We start from the raw sequence: 18,816 nt of genomic DNA on the forward strand, positions 1-18,816 counted from the left end.
CCGCGATACCGCCCCCGACGACCGCCACCCTCGAACCGCTCGTCAGCCTGTTGCCCAGAATCATCCGCGCCCTCTAGCTTCCCGCCGTCGCCTGCTTCGTCCCGCCCCGCGCTCAGTGTCGTTGCACGGGCGGCGCGAGCGCCGGACGGCCGAACACCACGACCCGGTCACGCCCTTCGCGCTTGGCCTCGTAGAGGGCCGCGTCCGCCGCCTTCATCAGCGCATCCGTATCGTCCCGGGGTGTTTCCAATGTGTGGTCGGCGATGCCGACACTCACGCTCAACCCGAAGGAAGCAGGGCGGCCGTCGCTCTTCTGCACGCCGACGGAATGCAGCCCGGTGCGGATGCGCTCGGCGAACACCGCCGCTTCCAGCGCCGTCTGGTGGGGAAGGAGCGCCACGAACTCGTCGCCGCCGAAGCGCGCCGCGAAGTCCGACTCGCGCAGATTGCCCTTGAGCTGGTTGGCCAGCGCGAGGATGGCCCGGTTGCCCACGTCGTGCCCCATCCCGTCGTTGATGGCCTTGAGGTGGTCCAGGTCGATGACCACCACGCTGAGCGGGTAGCCGTAGCGCTGGGCCCGGCGCAGCTCCTCTTCGAGCCGCACGGTGAGGGCCCGGAAGTTCGCCAGCCCCGTGAGGGCATCCGTCTGGGCGAGGATCTGGAGCCGCCGCTGCTGTTCACTCTGCCGCAGCGCCCGGTCGATCCGTGCCATCAGCTCCCTCGCGCTCGCCGGCTTGTGGATGAAGTCCACCGCCCCCATCTCCAGGCAGCGCTCCAGGGTGGCCTCGTCCGCGTCCCCGGTCAGGAAGATGACCGGCGTCGACTCCGTGCGGGAGTCCCGCTGCAGCGCTTCCAACACCGCCAGCCCATCCCCGCTGGGCAGGAATCTGTCCAGGAGCACCAGGTCGGGACGATGTTCGCTCGCCAACTCCAGCCCCACGCCCGCATCCGCCGCGCCCAGGACATCGAAGCGCGAGGCGAGCAGGTCCGACAGGCTCTCCAACACGCTCGCGTCATCCTCGATGACCAGGAGGAGGGACCGCTCCGAGGTGCGCCCTCGCCGTTGCATGAACCTCTCCGCTTCGTTGATCTCCCGATGATTCGCGGTCCAGAGGTCTCGGATGCCACGCCCCACCAGGTGCTCTCGCCGCCCCTGCGCCCCACGCGCATCCGCCACCGCCCGGTCCTGCGAGCACCCATCCCCACCCGCAACCTTCACCCGAGACCTCCGGCCGCCAGGCCCGACTGCTGTGCGCGGCGGGTGTCATCCCCGTCGGCGCGCGTGGGCGAAGAGCAAGCAGCATGCCCTTGGAGCAGGCATGCGGCCGGGAGTCATTTCAGGGGGTTGCGATGCGAACGCTTCCTCGCAACGAAGGCGGATCGGAAGTCGTTCCAGCGTCAGGGTAGGGGAGGCGGTAGGAATTCCCGGGCGAAGGAGGGCGCGCACGCCCCCCTCGCTCCTGGGATCAACGTCGGGTAACGAACTGCATGCGGCGTCCACCACCGCCCATGGGAGGCATCGTCGGCGGGGCCTCGAGCCCGAACTGCCACCACAGCGGCTCGTAGGGCTTCATCTTCAGCCGCTTGTCGTTCTGGAGCTGGGCGAGGCTGGCCTTGAGCTTCTCGTCCTTCGGGTTCTCCTCCACGCCGCGGCCGAGCACCTTGAGGGCCTCGTCCTTCTCCTTGTTCTGCAGGAGGCACCAGGCGTAGACGGCCCAGACGATGGCTTCCTTCTTCCCGCTCTTGGTGGCGGACTCGAAGGCGGTCTTCATCCCCGCGAAGTCCTTGCGCTGGTAGCGCAGGGCACCCTCCATGGCCTTCGCCATGTAGTTGCGGGAGCTGCCCTTGCTGAAGGCCGCCTGCGCCCCGTCATGGTCCTTCACCATGTACTTCAGCATCCCGATCTGCGCGTGAATCTCCGGACCCACCATGAACTGCCACTTGTCATAGACGAGTCCCTTCTCGAGCGTCTTCACGGCCCGGTCGACCCGGCCCTGCGCGTCCTTCTGACTGGTGGGCTGGGACTGGAGGTCCTGTTGCACCGTCGTCATGAGTGCCTGGATGCGGGTGGCGACCCGCCGGGCCAGGAAGATGAAGGTACCGAGTGCGGCGATGAGGCCGGGCACCAGGCCGGCCCAGATGGAGAAGCCGGCGAACTTCACCAGCAGCGCGACCACGATTCCCACTGCCAGCGAGATGAGCAGGTTGTACATGCGGGGGCCCTCATAGCGATGTGCGTCCGGCACCGCAATCTTCGGATGCATACGGGCGACCGTCGCGGTATACGTCTGGCCGCTTCCGTAACAAACGGCCCTCTGTCGAAATTGGTAGACGAGGCGGACTCAAAATCCGCTGCGGCTGACCCCGCGTCCCGGTTCGAGTCCGGGGAGGGCCACTTCCCGAATGGGGTGGGTGACTGGCAGGGCATCGCCGGTTCCCCCGCCTGGGACCGTGGAGGACGTGCTCCGGTCAGGGGCGTTGGAGATACCCCGAGATGAAGGTTCTGCTGGTCGAGGACGACGCGAGCCTCCGGGAAGGCATGGGTGAGCTGATCTCCGACCTGGCGGAGGTGCGCTCGGTCGGCGAAGTGAGCTCGGCGCTGGCGGCCCTCGGCCAGGAGCGCTTCGACCTCGTCGTCACGGACCTGCGCATCGGCGGCGGAGAGTCAGGCGGGCGCTCGGTGCTGGAGGCGGCCCGGAAGGGGCGCCAGGCGGTGGCCATCGTCAGCGCGGCGTCTCCGGAGGAAGTGGCGCGGGCCCTGAGGCCCTTCGTCCCGGATGGCGTCCTGGTGAAGCCCTTCCAGATCGAGGACATCCTCGGGTTGGTGGAGCGCTTCCTGGCCGTGCACCGGAACGTGGAGCTGGCCTCGAGGGGCCAGGTTCCCTCCGAGAGTGACTGGGTGGAGTGCGCGCCGGGTGTGCACCTGGCCTCGCCGGGCGGCAAGGCGGCGGGCGCCATCTGGGTGCGGCTGGCGGCGGCGGGGCAGTGGGCCTGGTCGGCCCGGCCTCGTGGGCGGGAGGCGGCCCTGTTGCTGGAGGGCGAGTTGGAGATCGAGGGGACACGCTTCGTGGCCCCGGCGACGTTCTTCGTGGGTGCGGATGAAACGCCCGAGGTGCGCACGCCCACCGGGTGTCTCGTCATCACGCTCGGCCTGGACGGTTGAAAGGGCAGGTTGGCACCCGTGGACACTGTTTGGCCTACAACTCCGCATGATGCGGCACGTCTCGGTCGTCCCTCGCGGAGGGCGGCGACGGCGGCGCTGGAAGCGCACATCGCGGTGCTGCGGGGAGATCCGCTGAAGGCCGCGCTGGCCAATGCCCTGCGGGACGCGGATGGGCTCGGAGGCCAGGAGCGGCGCTTCGCCGCGCTCGTCGTTCGCGAGCTGTCCCGTCATCAGCGCCTGTTGGACCTGGCGGCGAAGCTCCTGGGCCACCCGCCGGGCAAACTGGTGATGGTGGAGGACCAGGCCTTGGTGCGGTACGCGCTATGGCGGCGCATCTTCTGTGGTGAGACCTGGGCGCGCATCGGCCCGGAGGTGCGACTGCCGGGCCCCATGAGGCCGCGCACCCTGAAGGACGAGGTGCTCCAGAAGGTGGTGGAGTCGGAGCTGCCCGAGGCGCCGCTGCCGGACTCCCACGCGGAGCGGCTCGCCATGCGGTACTCGTTCCCCAACTGGCTGGTGCAGAAGCTGGCGCAGGCGTACCCGGATGAAGCCACGCTGGAGGGACTGCTGTCGTCGCTCGACGAGGAGCCCGGCCTGCACTTCCGCGTCAGGCCTCCGGGCACGCGGGATGAAGTCCTGGCGGCGCTGGTGGAGGAGGGCGTCGCGGCGGAGGCGGTGCTCGCCGCTCCGGACGCGGTGCGCGTGGTGGATGCGAGCCATCGCGTCTTCGAGACGCGGATGATGAAGACGGGGCGACTGCAAGTTCAGGACGTGGGCAGCCAGCTCATCTCAGAGGTCTGCCGTCCGGTGGGCGGCTCGCTCACGGGCCTCACCGTCGCGGATGTCTGTGCGGGCGCGGGCGGCAAGACGCTGGCGTTGGCGGACTTCGTCGGTCCCTCGGGCCGCGTGCTCGCGGGAGACCGCTCCCGACGCCGGCTGGCCGAGGCGCGTGAGCGGGTGCGTCACTTCTCGCTGCGGCAGGTGGCCTTCCCGCATCCCTTGCCCCTGTCCGACGCGGACGTGTTGCTCATCGACGCGCCGTGCAGCGGCACGGGCTCACTGGCGCGCGAGCCGGATCAGAAGTGGAAGCTCACGGCGCAGGAGATCGCCAAGTACCAGACGACGCAGTCCGAGCTGCTGGAGGAGGTCTCCCGGCAGGCGAAGCACGGAGCGCTCATCGTCTACGCCACCTGCTCGGTGTTGCCGGACGAGGACGAGGCCGTGGTCGAGGGCTTCCTGGCGAAACATCCGGAGTTCACCCTGGAGCCTGTCTCGGACGTGCTCGGAGCGGAACGGGCCGCGCTGGCGGCCCACGGGCCGTACCTCAAGTCCCTGCCGCCCAAGGTGCCAGGGGGCGGGTTCTTCGCCGCGAGGCTGCGCCGGACGACGGGGCAGGGTTGACAGTCCACGAGCCCACACGCTACGCCAGTATTGGTTCTTCAAGGGGTGTCACCCACGTGGCGGCCGACGCGAAGCAGTCCGAGGTGGTGAAGCAGATCAACGAGGCCTTCCAGGCGGCGCAGGCCCGTCTGGCGCAGCTGCGCGAGGCGGTGGAGCGCAACACCGACCTGGCCCGCGCGAACGCCAGGGCCACGGTGCTGAAGGACCAGAAGGACCGTGCTCTCAAGGAACTCGGCGACCTGGTCTACCGGCAGATCCAGAAGGGCAGGCTGGAGCTTCCCGCGGGCTTCGCGTCCGCGCTCAAGGCCATCGAAGCGGCCGAGCAGGCAGCCGAGGCGCATGCTCGCGAGCTCACCGATATCCTTCGGGAAGGTGAGGAAGTCGCCGAGCGGTTGAAGGTTGGAAAAAACGCACCGAAGCCTCAAACAGTTCTTGGCCCTGGGAACAAGAAACGGTAGAAGGCACGCACTTTCGACGTCGGGCCGCAACCCAAGGCGGCCAGCAGCAAAAGACGGGGCTATAGCTCAGCTGGGAGAGCGCTTGAATGGCATTCAAGAGGTCACCGGTTCGATCCCGGTTAGCTCCACTCTGAAGTAGAAAGGCCCGCCCGGGAAACCTGGCGGGCCTTTTTCATTTCCGATGGGCGGTCGCGAGCGATGGCCCCGGTTTCGCGCCGGGCCTCACGCGGCTTCCTTGGGTGCGTGACCGACGACTCCCCGGTGCTGCTCCGCGCTGGCGTCCCGTCCTCCGCATTCTTCCAAGCACGATTCGAGGTCTCGGCGATGTCGCGACGTGGTGAACGTGGCCCCTTCGACGCTACTCACTGTGGCGCGGCACGGGGACATGGGGACGCGATGGACGAGGACTCTCGACAGCCGACGAAGTTGGTCGGTGACTGTGCCCTGGCGAAGGAAGATGCTGCGACGTCGCGGGCTTCTCGGATATGGGGGCCCGCGAGAGGCCGAGCAATGCGCAGACACCTGGATCGAGGCGTGGCAGTGGCGCTGGTGCTCGCGGGTGGGCTGTCGGCCGCCCAGCTCACGCCAGGCTCGGCGGGGCAGGGCGGTGGCTCGACGCCAGGAACGACGGGGACCTCGGGCAGCTCGACGCCGGGGACGACGGGAACCACCGGCAGCGGTCAGTCCGGGACGGGAACCGGGACGACGGGAAGCCCCACGCCCACGCCCACTCCGAGCACGGGAACGCCGACGCCTGGCGCCGCCGCGCCGCAGGCTCCCGCCACGTCGACGGGCTCGACGGGAGGCACCACGCTTCCTCCAGGTCCGCCGACGATTGCGCCCGAGACGGTGGATACCTCCACCAACCCTTCCGGGGGGCGCACGGTGTCTCCGGCGCCCATGCGAGAGACCGCGCGCGAGGCGCAGCAGGCCAAGGAGGGCGTGGCGCAGGTGCCGGATGCGGACGCCCCGCCCGCCAAGGCCGCGCCCCTGACGTTGGGGCAGTTGGTGGAACGGGCGCGCGCGACGGACTCCCGCGTGGAGGAGGCGAGCGCGGAGCTGCGCAAGTTCCAGGCGCTCTACAAGCAGGCGAAGTGGGCCTGGTTCCCCAAGTTCGAGATCTCCGTGGGCGCGGGAGGCCCGGTGCCCGAGGCGCGCAATGACGGCGTCGGCGGCCCGCCCACCACCGAGGCGTCCTACGAAGGCGACTGGAACCTCGGCAAGGTCGGCGTGACGGTGTTCTCCTCTGGAAACGCGGTGCTGCCGCTCTACACGTTTGGCAAGCTGACCGCGCTGGAGAAGGCGGGCGCGCAGGGCCCCATCCTCGGCGCCGCGCTGCGCGAGCGGGCCCAGGACGAGGCGGGCTTCCAGGCCGCGCAGGCGTACTTCAGCTACCAGCTTGCGCGCTCCGGGGTGCAGCAGCTCGAGGAGGTCTCCAAGCGACTGGAGGACGCCGCCGAGCGCATCGCCGCGCTGCTGAAGGAGGAGTCACCCCAGGTGACCCAGGTGGACACGTACAAGGTCCGCTTCTTCCGGCAGATCGTCGAGGCCAAGAAGGCCGAGGCGATTCAAGGGCGCGCGCTCGCGCTGACCGCCATCGGCGTGCTGGCCAACGCCGCCCCCGGTGCGGCGGTCGACGTCGTGGAAGAAGAGCTGGCGCCCGAAGCGGAGGTGCAGCCGCCTTCGCTGGAGCGGGCTCTGGCGTTGGCCGATCAGTACCGGCCGGAGTTCACCGCCATCGCCGCGGGCATCGTCGCGCGTGAGTCCGAAGTGCTCATCCGTGAACGGAGCTACTTCCCGGACCTGGGGCTCGCGGGGTTCTACGACGTGCGGTTCACCAGCAGCGCCACCCGGCAGCGCAGCCCCTTCGCGTATGACCCGTACAATGATCGCACCGCGGGCCTCGGCCTGGTGGTGCGGGGGACGTTCGACATCCCCATCAAGGACGCGCAGTTGGATCAGGCGCGGGCGGAGCTCGACAAGCTGCGCGCCCAGGAGAAACAGATTCGCGCCGGCATCCGCCTGGAAGTGGCGAAGGTGCATGGCGAGCTGGTGGCGGCGTGGTCTCGGGCCCGGGCGTATACGGACGCGGAGAAGAGCGCGCGTCGCTGGGTCACCTCCGCGTTCGCCGCCTTCGACCTGGGGACGGGAGAAACGCGCGATTTGGTGGACGCCTTCACGGCCTATGCGCAGGTTACAGGCGACCGGTCGAAGAGCTGGTTCGACGTCCGGTTGGGAATGGCGGCCCTCGCCCGAGTCACGGGGACGCCACCCGCCCCGGGTGAATAATCGGGGCGCCGCGTCTGTCCGCTGTACCGTCCTCCTTCACGGAGTCGAAAAGCCATGATTGCTTCCCTGCTTGCCGCCACCCTGATCGCCGCGGCGCCTGGTCCCCTCTCGGTCGTCAAGTCCGGGAACGCGGATGTCCAGAAGGCTGCCAACGCTCCCGGCGCCACCGTTGAATCCCTCGCCAGCGTCGTCGAGAAGTTCGTCGACTTCCAGGAGCTGGCGAAGCGCGCCCTCGGAGACAAGACGTGGGCCACGCTCACGCCAGCCCAGCGCAAGGACTTCTCGGAGACGATGACGGGGCTCCTGCGCGCCTCCTATGCCCAAAAGGCTATTGGCCAGGCCCAGGCCGAAGTGAAGTACGGCAAGGAGTCCATCGAGGGCACCGAGGCCACCGTCAACACGACGCTCACCCTCAAGAAGGACCAGATTCCCGTCGACTACCGCCTGTACAAGCCCAGCGCCAAGAGCGACTGGCGCATCTACGACGTCGTCACCGACGAGGTGTCCCTCGTGGACACGTACAAGGGCCAGTTCCAGAAGCTGCTGAGCACCAAGGGCTTCGACGGCCTGCTCTCCACCCTGAAGACCAAGCGGGCGCAGCTCGAGAAGGAGAACGCCGCCAACTCGGCCAAGGGCTCCACGGGCGCAACGGGCTCGGCGACGGGCGGCTCGGCGGGTCCGACGAAGTGAGCTGACGCGAACCCCGCGTCACCGAAGCACTCCAGGCCGGGGCTCCCACGCGAGGGGCCTCGGCCTTCGTCTTTTCAGGTGCGCGCGAGCTGCTGGTACGACGCGAGGGTCCCGACGAGCCCCTCGGCCAGGGCAATGGTGGGCAGGAAGCCCAGCTCACGCGAGGCGCGCTCGGTGGTGCAGGTCCACGCCGCGGCGGTCATCTCCCGCACCTTGTCGCGGTTGAGGATGGGGGTGATTCCGCGCAGTCGGGCGATGACTTCGGACCCCAGGCCAATCATGTAGCCCACGCTGTCGGGCACGGGCAGCACGGTGGGGGCCTTGAGGCCCAGCGCATGGGCCACTGCCGCGCACAGCTCTTCCCAGGTGTACTCGCGTCCATCGGAGACGGTGTACACGCCGCGCGCCGGGTCGGCCTTGTCCAGCGTGGGGCCTCGCTCGGCGGCCGCGAGCAACGCGGTGTTCAGGTCATCGACGTGGATGAGCGAGTAGCGCTTGGGCCCGAAGCCGCTCTTGAGCGCCAGCCCTCGCTCCGCCATGGGAATCACGGAGGGGATGAACTCCACGTCGCCAGGGCCATAGACCATGGGGGGCCGGACGATGACGGAGGGCACCCGGTCCGCGAGCTCGCGCACGGCCTCCTCGCCCCCCAGCTTGCTGCGGCCGTAGACGGAGACGGGCGCCGGAGGGTCCTCTTCCCGGCGCGGACGCTCCGGTGTGGACGGCCCGGCGGCGGCCAGCGACGAGCAGTAGACGAGCCGGGGAGGGCGGGGCAGTGACGCCATGGCCTCCGCGACGCGGCGGGTGCCATTCGCATTGCCCTCGAAGTAGCCCGCGGGCTCCCGGGCCTTGGTGACGCCGGCCAGGTGCAGGACACAGTCGACGTCGCGCACGGCCTCCGCCAGCCCTTCGCCCGTCGTCAGGTCTCCCACGGCGAACCGGGCACCGAGCGCCGCGAGCGCGTCGCGACGAGAGCTGGAGCGCACGAGCGCCGTGAGCGAGTCACCCCGCTCGACAATGCGGCTCGCGAGCCGATGGCCGATGAAACCAGTGCCACCGGTGAGGAGGAAGCGCACGAGGAGACTCCAGGAGGATTACAGCGGGCGCTGGTAGATGCGGTACGCCTTGGAGCGCTGGCCACCCATCGACTCGATGGCGCGGTTGACGAGGTGGTTGTCCTCGAGCGTCCAGGAGATCTCTCCACCGGAGTACCCGAGGCGGTGCGCGGTGCGCAGCGTGTCCAGGTACAGGATGGCGTCCAGCCCTCGGCGCCGGTAGCCCTCCTTGATTCCGAGGGTGATGAGGCGCAGGCGGCGGATGCTTCGCGAGGCGAGCGCCAGCTTTACCAGGCCGATGGGCAGGCCGAACGTCGTCAGGCGCCCGTTGGCGGCCTTGAGCGCGTGGTTGGCGTCCGGCAGCGTCATGGAGAAGGCGACAGGCTCACCCTTCACCTCGGCGATGAGCACCAGCTCCGGCCGGACGATGGTCTTCATGTCCTTGGCCAGGTGGTCGAACTCCCGGTCCGTGAAGGGCACGAAGCCCCAGTTCTTCTCCCAGGCCGAGTTGTAGATGTCGCGGATGCGCTCGACCTCGTTGGCGAAGTCCTTGAGGTTCACCGCGCGCACGGTGATGCCCTCGCGCTGGCGCATCTTCTCCGCGATGCGCACCACCTTCTCCGGCGGCTCCGCGGACGAGGACAGCTCGTAGGCGAACAGGTCCTTGGCCTTCACCAGCCCGCACGCCTCGATGAGCGACGCGTAGTAGGGCGGGTTGTACGGCATCATCACGGCCGGCGGCGAGTCGTGCCCCTCGATGAGCAGGCCCCAGTCCTGGTTGGACGAGAAGTTGGCCGGCCCGAGCATGGCGTCCAGCCCGCGCTGCTTCAGCCATGCCCCCGCCGCGTCGAGCAGCAGTCGCGCGACGCCCGCGTCATTCACGCACTCGAAGAGGCCGAAGAAGCCCTCCTTGGTGCCGTGAATCTCCTGGTGACGTGGGTTGCGGATGGCGGCGATGCGGCCCACCACCTCCTGGCCCCTCCGGGCGAGGAACAGCTCCACCTCGCCATACTCGAAAAAGGGGTTCTTCTTCGGGTCCAGGAAGTCCTTGCGCTCCATCTCCAGCGGGGGGACCCAGTTGGGGTCTCCCGCGTACAGCGAGGCCGGGAAGCGGATGAACGTCATCTGCGCCGCGGCGCCCCGCACGGGCGTCACCAGGACGTCGAAGGGGAGGGGAGGAAGGGCGGGCTGTGTCGCGGGTGGCTCGGCGGGCAGGGCCATGGGGGATCAGGTCCTCTCGGCGGGGTTGCCGTCGGTGCCGTTGCGCATGAAGAAGTGCGCGCCCTTCTCCAGGAGGAGGCCGGGCAGCGTGCCGCGCTTCTCCCACAGCTTCATGGGCGCGGAGCGCAGCTGACGCAGGTCCTCCGGCTGGAGGTTGGCCGCGCGCCAGGTGAGCTGCTCCACCGCGTCGAAGATCTTCCCGGCCACCTCGCGCGACGACATGCGCTGCAACTGCTCCAGGGTGATGCCGCCCTTGTCCGCGAGCAGGCCTGCGGAGCCCGCCGCCCACTTCTCGCTCGCCTTGTTGGAGCGCACGGACGTGCCCGGGCGGGCGATCTGCACCGGCTCGTACACCGTGGGGCGCGTCTCCGGAATCACGCCCAGCTTGCGGCCGATGGTCTCGAAGGTGTCCAGCACCCGGTCCAACTGCGCGTCGGTGTGCGTGGCCATGTACGAGGTGCGGATGAGCGCGTGGCCCGCCTCCACCGCCGGCGGAATCACCGGGTTGGCGAAGACGCCCGCCTCATGCAGCGCGCGCCAGAAGCGGAAGCACTTCACCTGGTCGCCGATGTGCACCGGAACCACGGGCGACACCGACACGCCGGTGTCGAAGCCCATGGCGCGGAAGCCGTTATGCATCTTCTCCGCGATGTCCAGCAGGCGCGCGCGGCGCTGCGGCTCCGCCTCGATGATCTCCAGCGCCTTGAGCGCCGAGGCGATGGACGCCGGCGTCATGGACGCGGAGAAGATGACCGAGCGGGACTTGTGGCGGATGTAGTTGATGACGTCGAACGGACCGGACAGCACTCCGCCCAGCGACGCGAAGCTCTTGGAGAACGTCCCCATGACGAGGTCCGTCTCCTTCTCCAGGCCGAAGTACTCCGAGGTGCCCCGGCCCTTCTCACCCAGCACGCCCATGGCGTGCGCGTCATCCGTCATCACCCGGGCGTTGTACTGCTTCGCCAGCTCCACGATGCGCGGCAGGTTGCAGACGTCTCCCTCCATGGAGAAGACGCCGTCGGTGATGATGATCTTCCCCGCGTTCGGATCCGCCTGGGACAAGAGCTGCTCCAGGTGGTCCATGTCGTTGTGGCGGAACTTGCGCTCGGTGGCGAAGGACAGGCGGATGCCGTCCACCAGGGATGCGTGGTTCTGCCGGTCGCTGAAGACGATGTCGTGGCGGCCGAGAATCGACGCCAGCGCCAGGTTCGTCTGGAAGCCGGTGGAGATGACCAGCGCCGACTCGCGGTTGAGGAACTTGGCCAGCCGTCCCTCCAACTCCTCATGCAGCGCCAGCGTGCCGTTCAACAACCGCGAGCCCGAGCACGTCGTCCCGAACTTCTCCGTCGCCTTGATCGCCGCTTCCTTCACGCGCGGATCCGCCGACAGGCCGAGGTAGTTGTTGGAACCAACCATGATCACCCGCTTGCCCTCGATCTCCACTTCCGTGGCGCCGTGCGACGCCTCGATGACGCGGAAGTAAGGGTAGAGGCCGGTGGCCTTCGCGATGCGGTAGTCCTTCCAATTGCTGCACTTGTCGAAGACGTCGCTCATGGTGTTCTGTGGTCTTTCTGTATGTCTGCGTCGGGGGAGGGTTTGTCGCCTGTCAGGCGGATGCATCGCTCCGGTCGCCACTCACCATGCAGGGCTCGTTCCCGAGCCGGGGGCAACCTTGCGTCCGTCGACCTCCCTCGGGGGACGCGGGGCGGTGAATAAAGAGGCCGAGAGGCAGTGTCAAGGCGCGGACTGTCGCTTGAGTCCCATGCGAGAGGCCCTTTGACGCCCGTGCCTTGACAGCACTGGCGCTTTGGTGGCACCCCGCCGCATCGCACCGTCTTCCAGTGGATACTGGAAAGTACCGTGTGTACTCGGCTGCACGTCCGGCGGCACCTGAATGACCGGCGGAAGGCTTTCCAGCCGCCCGTTGTTTGGGGGGGCTACGAATGGCCGGGAATTTGCTATGCCCGGCGTTCATCGAGGAGTGGACGGTGGCCAGGTCTCTGCGGGAACGGTGGTTCGAGGGGTTCATCCAGACGGCGGTCTCCCGGCCCTGGTACGTGCTGCTGATCTGCGCATTGCTCGCCGCGGGCGGTATGGCACTGGCGTCGCGGTTGGAGTTTCGTGGTTCATTCGTGGAACTGCTTCCCCAGGGAGCCCGTGAAGTCCAGGACCTGACACGCGTGTCGCAGAAGGCCGGCGGGGATGGGTACCTGGTCATCGTCGCGAAGGGGGACACGCCGGAGCGGCTGAAGGCTTACGCGAGCGAGCTGAAATCGCGGCTGGAGGCCCTGCCGGAGGTCCGCTACGTCGAGCACAGCTACGACGTGGAGTTCTTCCGTCGTCACGGGCTGTTGCTGCTGCCGGCGGAGAAGCTGGTGGAGCTGCGCACGGAACTGGCGGCGCGGGTGCGCTACGAGCGGCAGCAGGCCAATCCCTTCTACATCGACCTGGGAGCCACGCCCCCTCCGCCCACGTTCGAGGAGATTGCCCGCAAGCACTCGCCCAACGCGCCGGTGCACGAGTACCTGGCCAACGCGGACGGCACCGAGGTGTACCTCATGCTCAAGCCCATGGGGACGGCGGGAGACCTCTCCTTCGCTCGCCGCTTCGTGGAGCTGGCCATGGGCACGGGCCGGACGCTGGCCTCGGAGCGCTTTCCGGCCGTGAAGCTGGAGGCCACGGGCAACTTCCAGAACCGCATCGAGGAAGACGCGGTGATGCGGGGCGACCTTTCGCGCGCCGGCATGCTGTCCGCGCTCATCGCGGTGGGGCTCATCCTGCTGGCCACGCGACGCATCGCGGCGCTGGCCGTCGTCGGCGTGCCCGTCGTCGTGGGCCTGCTGGTGACGTTCGGTGTGGCGCAGCTCGCCATCGGCCACCTCAACGTGGTGACGGGCTTCCTGGTCGCCATCCTCATCGGCCTGGGCATCGAGTACGGCGTGCACCTGTGCATGCGCTACTGGGAGGAGCGGCGGACGCGCTCGTCGCGCGACGCGCTGGCCATGGCGGTGCGCGGCACGTTCAGCGGCGCGCTCACCTCGGCGGTGACGAACGCGGCGGCCTTCTTCGTCCTGCTCCTGGCCCAGTTCCACGCCTTCAACCAGTTCGGCTTCCTGGCGGGCCTGGGCGTGCTGCTCGCCGTCATCGCGGCGTATGCGCTGGGACCGTCACTGCTCGCCATCGCGGAGCGGCTGCGCCCCGCGCGCAAGGACGACGCGCCCGCGTCGGCGGAGACCGCCACGTCGGCGACCCCGGCTCCGGCGCGCGAGTGGAAGCGCTGGCCCACGCCTGTCATCGCGCTACTGGCCCTGTTGGTGGTGGGCTTCGCCGCGTTCTCCGTCTCCATCGCCCCTCGACTGGGGTTCGAGACGGACATGCGCAAGCTGAAGGGTGACTCGCCGGCGTCGCGGCTGGATGACCATGTCACCGAGCAGTTGGGACAGCCGCTCAACCCGGCCATCTTCCTGGTCGACGACCTGGCCCAGGTGGCGAAGGTGGAGCAGGTCATCGCGGAGGTGAAGCAGCGCAACGGCGCCGACTCCGTGTTCCTGCGCACCACCTCCCTGAACGACCTGGTGCCGGGAGACCTGGAGCGACGGGAGAAGGAGATCGCTGGCATCCGGGCGCTGCTGCAGGGGCTGCCCGAGGCGGCGCACGAGGATCCGCGGCTGAAGGACTTCGAGCAGATGGTGGAAGCGAAGCCCTACGGCCTGGACTCGCTGCCCGTGGAGGTGCGCCGTCGCTTCCTGGCCACCGACGGCCAGGGCACCTTCCTGCTGCTGTTCCCCTCCGTTTCCAACTACGACACCGACGACCTGAAGCGCTGGGCCGCGCAGATCGACCAGGTGGTGGAGACGGCGACGGCGCGGGGCGTGGAGATGTCCGTCCTGGACAGCAACCGCATCGCCGCGCGCATCTTCGCGCTGGTGCGCGGAGACGGACTGCTCATCCTCTGCTCCGCGGCGGCGGTGGTGTTCGTCGTCATCCTGCTGAGTCTGCGCAGCCTGAAGCGCGCGCTGCTGGTGACGGGGCCGCTGTTCCTGGGCATGACGTGCCTGGCGGGCGGCATGTACCTGTTCGACGTGCAGCTCAACTTCATCAACGCCGTGGTGCTGCCGAATCTCCTGGCCATCGCCGTGGACAACTCCATCCACCTGTATCACCGGTACGAGGAGGAGGGCCCCGGCTCGCTCGGCAAGGTGGTGCGGCACACGGGGCTGGCGGCCGTGGTGGCCACGCTGTCGAACGCGGCGGGCTACGGCGCGCTGCTCGTGGCCAACCACCAGGGATTGCGCAGCATCGGACAGATTGCGCTACTTGGGGTCGTGTGCACCTTCTTGGGGACCACGGTCTTCTTCCCCGCGCTGCTCGCCCTCCTGGAGCGCTGGAAGGAGAGGCAGGGCTCGGTCGCCCGGGAGGGTGCTGTCGTCCGGAGCCTGGAGCTCGACATGGCCGGTCAGGACACCGCGCCATCGGGGGAGCGGAAATCGGCGTGAGTCTCGTGACCTTCCAGAGCTTTCGTGGCTCCGTCCCCATGAATGGCCCTCGTGATGCGCAGGTCCGGCTGGGGGCGGTGGACCTCATCATCGTCATCGCGTGCTCGCTCGGGGCCTTTGTCCTGCTCGGGCCGGGACGCTGGGCGCCGCAGGCCATCCCCAACGCGGGGCTGTTCGCCTCCATGGCCGCCGGTCCGCTGGTGCTGCGGACGTTGGAGTCCTGGTTCCCTCGCCAGCGCTGGTTGACGGTCATCGCCGACTTCTGGTTGCTGCCCGTGGCGGTGCTGACGCACTCGTGGCTGTCGCCGGTGGTGGACACGCTCAACCCGTTCCTGCGCGACGCGCAGCTCGTGGCGGCGGACCAGCGCATCTTCGGGTTCCAGGCGGCGGTGGTGCTCGCGCACGTCGTGCCGCCGTGGCTCAACGACGTGCTGATGGTCTGCTACTACGGCCACTTCGTCTGGCCGTTGGTGCTGGGCATCGGGCTGTACTACCGGGCGCGGGGCGCCTCGGCGGAGTTCGACGAGTACCTGCTGGGACTGGGCCTGCTGTTCATCCTCAACTACTCGGCCTACTCGCTGGTGCCCGCCGTGGGGCCGCGCTACTTCCTGGTCGACGCGTTCAGCGGGCCGCTGCAGGGCACGTGGACGCCGATGCTGGACTCCATCATGCGCAGGCCCCTCTTCGGTCGGGACTGCTTCCCGTCGGGCCACACCGGCACCACGCTGGTGGTGCTGTTCTACTCGTGGCGGTTCTCCCGGAAGCTGTTCTGGGTGATGTTGCTGCCGGGCCTGGGGCTCATCGTCGCGACGCTGGCCGGGCGCTTCCACTACGCCACGGACCTTTTGTGCGCGGTGCCGCTGGTGATGGTGGTGGTGGGCATGTCCGCGGCCCTGTCCCGAGCGGCCCGCCAGCGCGAGAGCGAGAGAGCCGCGCGTTCCGTCCCCGTGGACGCTATCTTGCGCCCCTGAGCCCGGTCCGGCGACTGATGCCGGCCGCCAGGAGCCCCCATGTCCAGGCCCGTGTTGTCGCAGCGCGTGTCCCGGTTCGGCACCACCGTCTTCTCGGAGTTCAGCGCCCTGGCGCAGAAGCATGGCGCCGTGAATCTGGGGCAGGGGTTCCCCGACTTCGACGGGCCTGACGCCGTGAAGGAGGCCGCGCAGCGGGCCATCCGCGAGGGCGTCAACCAGTACGCCATGAGCTCGGGCGCCCGGGACTTGCGGGTCGCCATCGCCGAACACGCCGCGCGCTTCTACGGGCAGACGGTGGACCCGGACACCATGGTGACGGTGACCAGCGGCGCCACCGAGGCCATCCTCGATGTGCTGCTGGGACTCGTGGACCCGGGCGACGAGGTGGTGGCCTTCGAGCCGTTCTACGACTCGTACGACGCCAACATCACCCTCGTCGGCGCCACCGCGCGCTGGGTACCCTTGCGTCCACCGGATGCGGCGCATGCGCAGTGGTGGTTCGACTGGGACGAGCTGCGCGCGGCCTTCGGTCCGCGCACGCGGCTGCTCATCCTCAACACGCCCCACAACCCCACGGGCAAGGTCTTCACTCGCGAGGAACTGGAGCGCATCGGCGCGCTGTGCGCCGAGCATGACGTGAAGGTGCTGTCCGACGAAGTCTACGAGCACATCACCTTCGCGCCCGCCCGCCACGTGCGCCCGGCCACGGTGCCGTCGCTCGCGGAGCGGACGGTGACGGTGAGCAGCGGCGGCAAGACGTTCAGCCTCACGGGCTGGAAGGTGGGCTGGGTCATCGCGCCGCCCCCGCTGCGAGATGCGATTCAGCGCGCGCACCAGTTCGTCACCTTCGCGACGGCGTCTCCCTTCCAGGCGGCCATGGCGGCGGCGCTCCGGTTGCCGGATGCGTACTTCGCGGAGCTGGCGGCGACCTACCTGTCGAGACGGGAGCGGCTGCTCGCCGGGCTGCGCGAGGCGGGACTGCCGGCGTACACCCCGGATGGCAGCTACTTCATCCTCGCGGACATCCGGGGCTTCGGCTTCCCGGACGACGTGGCCTTCTGCCGGCACCTGGTGTCGGAGGTCGGCGTGGCGGCCATTCCCCCGAGTGTCTTCTACGGGCCCGAGCATCGGCACCTGGGGCACGGGCTCGCCCGCTTCGCGTTCTGCAAGACGGACGCGGTGCTGGATGAGGCCGTGCTCCGACTGCGCGCGAAGCTGTCGACTCGACGCTGACGGCGCCGTGCCCGCGCGCGCGTTGCGAGCCCCGCACGCGGTTGCTACATCCCCTCGCAGGAGGGCGGCCCGGCACTTCCCGGCCGCCACGGGCGCGCGTGGACTTCTTCGGCGAGCTGTACCTGCGCAGCACGCTGCCGTTCCTCTCCGAGTCCGTTACGGCGAGGGAGGTGGACTACCTCGCGCGCGCATTCGCCGACCTCCCCGGCCCGGGGCCCGTGGTGGACCTGGGCTGCGGGCATGGCCGCCATGCCGCGCGGCTCCAGGCCTCGGGGCCCTTGGCCGGTCGCGTCATCGGCCTGGAGAAGGACGCGCTCTCGCTGTCGATGCGACGCCCGGGCTTCCCCGTGGTGCGCGGAGACTTGAGGGCCTTGCCCTTTCGGGAGGGGAGCCTGTCCGGTGCGTACGCGTGGTATTCCACGCTGTTCGCCTTCACGGACGAGGAGCACGTACACATCCTCCGTGAGCTGGCGCGCGCCATGAGACGGGGAGGGCGGCTGGTGTTCCAGACGGTGCCACATGAACGACTGGCCGCGTCACCCGACGCCGCGTTCCAGCGCGGGCTTCCCGGTGGTGGCGTGCTGGATGAGGAGAGTCACTTCGACGCGGCGACGGGACGTGACGTGGGACGACGAACGCTCACCCTCGTGGACGGGCGCGTCCTGCATGCGTCCTACGCCATTCGTTACTATCCCCTTGCGGATCTCGCCGGGCTGTTGGAAAGCACGGGGTTTTCAATCTCCTGGGTGCATGGCGGGCTCGATGGCGAGCCGCTGACGCATCTGTCGGCCGACCTGATTGTGGGAGCGGTGCTGCGAGATGGCTGAGAATTCACGAGCGCGTGGAACCCTGCTGAGCCAGCTGCCGAAGCGGGTGGACGTGTACGAAGTCGGCCCTCGGGACGGACTCCAGAACGAGCTGCGCACGCTGCCCACGCGCGACAAGGCGCGGCTCATCGACGCCCTCGTGACGGCCGGCGAGAAGCGCATCGAGGTGACGTCGTTCGTGTCGCCCAAGTGGATTCCCCAACTCGCGGACGCGGAGGAGTTGCTGCGGCTGGTGGGGCGCCGCGAGGGCGTGGTGTTCTCCGCGCTGGTGCCCAACCTCAAGGGGCTGGAGCGCGCGAAGGAGGCGGGGTTGCAGGAGGCGGCGGTGTTCATCTCCGCGTCCGAGGCCCACTCCAAGAAGAACATCAACAAGAGCATCGCCGAGGCGATGGCGGGCGCTCGCGAGGTGACGTCCGCCGCGCTCCAGGCCGGAATGCGCGTGCGCGGCTACCTGTCCACCGTGTGGGGCTGTCCCTACGAGGGCCATGTCCCGGTGGAGCGCGTGGTGGACATCTGCCGCTACCTCGTGGACGCGGGCATCTACCAGCTCAGCCTCGGCGACACGATTGGCGTGGGCACGCCCCGGCAGACGGAAGAGATTCTGGAGGCGCTCCTCCAGCACATTCCGGTGGAGAAGCTGGCGCTGCACCTCCACGACACCCGAGGCACCGCGCTGGCCAACTCGCTGGTGGGCCTGTCCGCGGGCGTGACGACGTTCGACGCGAGCATCGGCGGGCTGGGCGGCTGCCCCTATGCGCCCGGGGCCGCGGGCAACCTGGCCACCGAGGACGCCGTCTTCATGTTCCACGGCATGGGCGTGGACACTGGCATCAACCTGGACCGGCTGGTGGAGGCCGGGGAGATTGCCCAGGAACTCATCGGCCGGAAGCTGGCGGGCAAGTACCTCCAGGCCGCCCTGGGCGAGCGCGAGAAGAAGGCCTCTCGCCGCGCGCAGACCTGAGCCATTCCCACGGATTTCGCCTGGAGCGGCTCCGTGGGTCACTCCCTTCGT

General features: G+C 69.0%; 15 protein-coding genes and 2 tRNA genes. 12 read left to right on the forward strand and 5 right to left on the reverse strand.

Translation table 11 applies throughout. The annotated features are described in order from the left end of the window. Window positions 1-112 precede the first annotated feature (112 nt). Entirely contained in the window at window positions 113-1,069 is a 957-nt protein-coding gene (locus tag FJV41_RS29235; protein ID WP_141645883.1) for a diguanylate cyclase, read from the reverse strand. Window positions 1,070-1,466: 397 nt separating this feature from the next. Next, window positions 1,467-2,213 carry a tetratricopeptide repeat protein gene (locus FJV41_RS29240; RefSeq protein WP_141645884.1) on the reverse strand — a complete coding sequence of 249 codons (747 nt, stop codon included), beginning with the start codon at window positions 2,211-2,213 and terminating at the stop codon, window positions 1,467-1,469. Window positions 2,214-2,309: 96 nt separating this feature from the next. On the opposite strand from FJV41_RS29240, the gene FJV41_RS29245 reads away from it, so the two are divergent. The 7 genes from FJV41_RS29245 to FJV41_RS29275 all read left to right on the forward strand — a co-directional run bounded on the left by FJV41_RS29245 (window position 2,310) and on the right by FJV41_RS29275 (window position 8,001). Then, window positions 2,310-2,395, forward strand: a tRNA-Leu gene (locus FJV41_RS29245). A 99-nt stretch (window positions 2,396-2,494) separates the two neighbouring features. Then, complete coding sequence (locus tag FJV41_RS54675; RefSeq protein WP_141645863.1) at window positions 2,495-3,163, forward strand: response regulator; 669 nt, start codon at window positions 2,495-2,497, stop codon at window positions 3,161-3,163. 114 nt (window positions 3,164-3,277) lie between these two features. After that, window positions 3,278-4,564 carry an RsmB/NOP family class I SAM-dependent RNA methyltransferase gene (locus FJV41_RS29255; RefSeq protein ID WP_141645885.1) on the forward strand — a complete coding sequence of 429 codons (1,287 nt, stop codon included), beginning with the start codon at window positions 3,278-3,280 and terminating at the stop codon, window positions 4,562-4,564. A gap of 56 nt (window positions 4,565-4,620) precedes the next feature. Further along, a complete protein-coding gene (locus tag FJV41_RS29260; protein ID WP_174455490.1) occupies window positions 4,621-5,022 on the forward strand; it encodes a hypothetical protein in 402 nt (133 codons plus the stop codon). Between the two features lie 55 nt (window positions 5,023-5,077). Continuing rightward, window positions 5,078-5,150: transfer RNA gene (locus FJV41_RS29265), tRNA-Ala, on the forward strand. Between the two features lie 382 nt (window positions 5,151-5,532). Next, window positions 5,533-7,311, forward strand: a complete 1,779-nt coding sequence (locus FJV41_RS29270) for a TolC family protein (protein ID WP_141645865.1) — start codon at window positions 5,533-5,535, stop codon at window positions 7,309-7,311. 54 nt (window positions 7,312-7,365) lie between these two features. Further along, window positions 7,366-8,001 (forward strand): MlaC/ttg2D family ABC transporter substrate-binding protein, encoded by a 636-nt coding sequence (locus FJV41_RS29275; RefSeq protein WP_141645866.1) that lies wholly within the window; start codon window positions 7,366-7,368, stop codon window positions 7,999-8,001. Window positions 8,002-8,075: 74 nt separating this feature from the next. Here FJV41_RS29275 and FJV41_RS29280 read toward each other — a convergent pair whose 3' ends face one another. The 3 genes from FJV41_RS29280 to FJV41_RS29290 are packed head-to-tail and all read right to left on the reverse strand — an operon-like array spanning window position 8,076 to window position 11,831. Then, window positions 8,076-9,077 (reverse strand): NAD-dependent epimerase/dehydratase family protein, encoded by a 1,002-nt coding sequence (locus FJV41_RS29280; RefSeq protein ID WP_141645867.1) that lies wholly within the window; start codon window positions 9,075-9,077, stop codon window positions 8,076-8,078. Between the two features lie 18 nt (window positions 9,078-9,095). Next, window positions 9,096-10,277 (reverse strand): N-acetyltransferase, encoded by a 1,182-nt coding sequence (locus FJV41_RS29285; RefSeq protein WP_141645868.1) that lies wholly within the window; start codon window positions 10,275-10,277, stop codon window positions 9,096-9,098. Window positions 10,278-10,283: 6 nt separating this feature from the next. After that, window positions 10,284-11,831: an aminotransferase class I/II-fold pyridoxal phosphate-dependent enzyme gene (locus FJV41_RS29290; protein WP_141645869.1), complete on the reverse strand. Its 1,548-nt coding sequence runs from the start codon at window positions 11,829-11,831 to the stop codon at window positions 10,284-10,286. Window positions 11,832-12,265: 434 nt separating this feature from the next. Between FJV41_RS29290 and FJV41_RS29295 the strand changes: the two genes are divergently transcribed. The 5 genes from FJV41_RS29295 (at window position 12,266) to FJV41_RS29315 (ending at window position 18,765) form a co-directional block, all read left to right on the forward strand. Continuing rightward, window positions 12,266-14,773 (forward strand): efflux RND transporter permease subunit, encoded by a 2,508-nt coding sequence (locus FJV41_RS29295; protein WP_181791011.1) that lies wholly within the window; start codon window positions 12,266-12,268, stop codon window positions 14,771-14,773. Further along, a complete protein-coding gene (locus tag FJV41_RS29300; RefSeq protein WP_371817257.1) occupies window positions 14,770-15,744 on the forward strand; it encodes a phosphatase PAP2 family protein in 975 nt (324 codons plus the stop codon). Before FJV41_RS29295 ends, FJV41_RS29300 begins: the two co-directional genes overlap by 4 nt. A 39-nt stretch (window positions 15,745-15,783) precedes the next feature. Beyond that, the gene (locus tag FJV41_RS29305; protein ID WP_141645872.1) at window positions 15,784-16,977 is read left to right on the forward strand and encodes an aminotransferase class I/II-fold pyridoxal phosphate-dependent enzyme; all 1,194 of its coding nucleotides are present in this window, start codon (window positions 15,784-15,786) and stop codon (window positions 16,975-16,977) included. A 98-nt stretch (window positions 16,978-17,075) separates the two neighbouring features. Next, entirely contained in the window at window positions 17,076-17,804 is a 729-nt protein-coding gene (locus FJV41_RS29310) for a class I SAM-dependent methyltransferase (protein ID WP_141645873.1), read from the forward strand. After that, the gene (locus FJV41_RS29315) at window positions 17,797-18,765 is read left to right on the forward strand and encodes a hydroxymethylglutaryl-CoA lyase (protein ID WP_141645874.1); all 969 of its coding nucleotides are present in this window, start codon (window positions 17,797-17,799) and stop codon (window positions 18,763-18,765) included. Before FJV41_RS29310 ends, FJV41_RS29315 begins: the two co-directional genes overlap by 8 nt. Window positions 18,766-18,816 lie beyond the last annotated feature (51 nt).

Source organism: Myxococcus llanfairpwllgwyngyllgogerychwyrndrobwllllantysiliogogogochensis (genome assembly GCF_006636215.1).
GTDB classification, from domain to species: Bacteria; Myxococcota; Myxococcia; order Myxococcales; family Myxococcaceae; genus Myxococcus; species Myxococcus llanfairpwllgwyngyllgogerychwyrndrobwllllantysiliogogogochensis.